A 3,543-nucleotide genomic window follows, 5' to 3' on the forward strand; every position below is an offset into this window, starting at 1 on the left:
AATTCAGTAAAAATTTTGATCTTGGTTTTGCAAAAGATTCGGTAATTGGAATTCCGATTTCCAGCGAAAGTCAATTCGAGGTGTTTACAAATGCGATAAAAAACCATCCGGCTGTGGCCAGCATATCGGCGAGTCAGAATCACATTCATTTTTCAGGTCCGCTCCGTACGGTTCGCAGTGCCGACCAAGAACGGGAAGCGCGCATCCTCAACGTTGGCTTTAATTATGTAGAAACCATGTCGTTGAAACTGAAAGAAGGACGTAGCTTTGAAGAACGGTTCACGACCGATCGGGATGAATCGGTCCTGATTAATGAAACGCTGATGAAAGAAATGGGATGGGCTCATGCTGTTGGACAGTCATTAGTGATTGCTGAAAAAACGTATCGCGTGGTCGGTGTTCTGGAAGATTATTATAGTGAAGGATTGTGGCGGCCAATCAGGCCCGTCGTTTTTGGCGTCGCCAAACCTTCTGTATTTGCATTTATTGAAATACGCTTAAATCCCGGCTTTATGGAAGAGGGTTCTAAATTTTTTCAAACAACATGGGAGAAATTGTTTCCTGAAGTTCCCTATGACGGATTTTTTCAAGACGTCGTTGTCGCCGAATCGACTCAGGTCAGTGAAGGTATTAACCGGATGTTCCAATGGATTTCCGGAATGGCCATTATCATTGCAGCGATGGGCCTTTTTGCGCTCGTGGCGCTCAGCCTTGCTCGTAGAACAAAGGAAATCGGCATTCGTAAAGTAATGGGAGCCTCCATTGTCAATATTATGACTTTAGTCAATAAAGAATTCATCATCATGCTTGGAATTTCCGTACTCTTGGCCGATGCCTTGGGCTATTACATGGTGAAATCACTGCTTGACAGTATTTATACCTTTCACGTAGATGTTGAGATCATGGCTTTGATTATATCAAACGGATTAGTTTTTATAGTTGCGCTGCTTACGATCAGCTCACAGGTATGGAAAGCTGCCAATGAAAATCCGATTCATGCTTTGAAATACGAGTAAATTCTCACTATAACTCTTACATAGACAAATTTGGAATTAAAACGATGATAAAAAATTATTTAAAAATCGCATTTCGGAATTTATTTAAACACAAAGCATACTCACTGATCAATATTTTCGGACTTTCATTCGGTATGGCTTGTGTATTACTGATCTTGCTATATCTGTATCACGAAACGTCAGTTGATACTTTCCATACCCATGGAAAAAACATATACCGTGTATTGCGCGTTGCGAACGACAACAGCCAGATTCGTAAAATCGGCGTAACGTCGGCGCCGTATGCGCCGGCATTGAGAACGGATTTTCCGACGGATGTGGAGGAAGCCACCCGCGTCATGGTCAATGACGGATTAGTCACTTACAGGCAACAGTCGTTTTCGGAAAAAAAGTTTTATTTTGCCGACGCCAATTTCTTCAGTTTTTTTTCTTATCCGCTCATCAAAGGAAATCCTTCTTCCGTACTGACTGATCCAACATCTGTTGTAATTTCACAAGCAATGGCAGAAAAATATTTCGGTCAGGAAGATCCGATCGGAAAAGTCATCCGTTACGAAGATCGTTATGATTTTAAAGTCACGGGAGTATTTGGTCCGGCGCCGGCTTCGTCGCATTTGGATTTCGACTGGGTCGCATCCATCGATATTTTCAAAGAACGTCCCTGGTTTGGTATGTGGTGGTCGAATTCGCTTTTTACATACGTACGTCTCAATCCTTCGGTGAACGTTCCATCGTTGATTGAAAAATTTCCCGCGTTTATGGATAAATATTTCGGTGATAATTTTCAGAAAACCGGCCGCCGGGTGGATTTGGATCTTGAACCGCTGGCCTCCATTTATTTAAACAAAGAAACGTCCTATGACCTTGTAGAGCACGGGGATCGAATGGCGTTGTACATATTTGCAGCGGTCTCGATTTTATTGTTGCTGATCGCCTGCATGAATTTTATGAATCTCTCCACGGCCAAGTCGGCAGGACGCGCGAAGGAAGTCGGCCTTCGGAAAGTTATGGGTGCTTACCGGCAAAATCTTATCATTCAATTTTTGGGCGAATCGATTCTGCTGTCGCTGATCGCAATGGTCATTGCGTTTTGCCTGGCTGAATTGGCCCTTCCTTATTTGAATGCATTCCTCGGAAAAGAATTGTCGTGGAGCCGCCTCGATATTGGTACGACGGTCTCCGGAACGCTGATACTTATGACGATCATTGGATTATTGGCAGGAAGTTATCCGGCATTTTTCCTATCGGCGTTTCAACCGGCGGCCGTTCTGAAAGGCGCATCAGCTGCTCGCAAAAGCTCAGTATGGAAAAGCCTTGTCGTTTTCCAATTCAGTATTTCGATATTTTTAATTATTGCGACGATGGCCATGATCCGTCAGATGGATTTTGTAGTAACCAAAGATCTTGGATTCAAGCAAGATCATGTCGTCATCGTACCAGTCAATAACAGGGATATCTATGAACATCGTGAAAGTTTCAAACGTCAGTTGCTTCCGTCATCGTTGATCGAAAGCGTTTCGTTAATGTCCGGCGAACCGGGAGGTTTTCATGATAACATGGCGTTTGAATTGAAAAATCAACCCGGCGATTTTACGCGTATGCGTACGGTGTATACGGATTTTGATTATGTTAAAACGTTCGGATTGAAAATTATCGCCGGTCGAGATTTTTCTGAATCGTACGGAACAGATGCTTCGGCTATGCTGCTGAATGAAAAGGCGGCCGCGGCATTCGGGTGGAAACCGGAAGAAGCAATTGGCAAACAGTTTCAGATTAATTTAGCTGATTCGATCTGGCGGACCGTGATCGGCATTGTCGCGGATTACAATTTTTCATCGCTGAAACAAGATATCGATCCTCTGGCTATTTCCATACGTGACGATCATCGCGTTATTGCCGTAAAAATCAAAGGTCAGGATGTACCGGCGGCCATTGCCCAAATCGAAAAAGCATGGATGAATGCGGCGCCTAAATTTCCGTTTGAATACAAATTTCTCGATCAAAGTTACGACACGCTTTATCGGAACGAAATCAAACAGCGTTCATTGCTCAGTGTGTTTTCTATTCTTGCCGTCGGCATTGCTTGCCTTGGATTACTTGGCCTTGCGTCTTTCAGCGCTGAGAAACGAACCAAAGAAATCGGCGTCCGGAAAGTTCTCGGAGCCACCGTTCCACAGCTGGTCGGTTTGTTTACCAAAGAGTTTGTGCTATTGGTTCTTGCGGCTAACGTAATAGCCATTCCAGTTGCTTATTATGCCATGAAACAGTGGTTGCAGGAGTTTGCTTACCGAATTGATATCAGTATCGATATGTTTCTGATTGCAGCGTTAGCCGCTCTGATGATTGCAGTCGTGACGGTCAGTTATCAGGCGTTCAAAACGGCGTCGGCGAATCCCGTGAAAGCTTTGAAATACGAATAATTTCTCGATATGAAAAATCATTTCCGTTGAATTGCATGACGCAGGGGTTTTAGGAAGGAAACGACAGCGTCAGTGAAGATTCAATAATAACCGGAAGCGCATTCGGT

The 3,543-nt window shown here is 43.9% G+C and carries 2 protein-coding genes; both read left to right on the forward strand.

Features of this window, described 5'->3' with window-relative positions; translation table 11 throughout:
* A partial coding sequence (locus K1X84_16865) for an ABC transporter permease (protein ID MBX7153301.1) occupies positions 1-1,016 on the forward strand: 1,016 nt, incomplete at its 5' end.
* A 44-nt stretch (positions 1,017-1,060) separates the two neighbouring features.
* Positions 1,061-3,436: an ABC transporter permease gene (locus tag K1X84_16870; GenBank protein ID MBX7153302.1), complete on the forward strand. Its 2,376-nt coding sequence runs from the start codon at positions 1,061-1,063 to the stop codon at positions 3,434-3,436.
* Positions 3,437-3,543: the final 107 nt, after the last annotated feature.

The sequence above is a fragment of the bacterium genome (genome assembly GCA_019695335.1).
Classification (GTDB): Bacteria; CLD3; CLD3; order SB21; family SB21; genus JABWBZ01.

Bases quoted from the DNA above. Each gene is read 5' to 3' on its own strand.
- K1X84_16870 (MBX7153302.1), top strand. From the start codon at position 1,061: ATGATAAAAAATTATTTAAAAATCGCATTTCGGAATTTATTTAAACAC.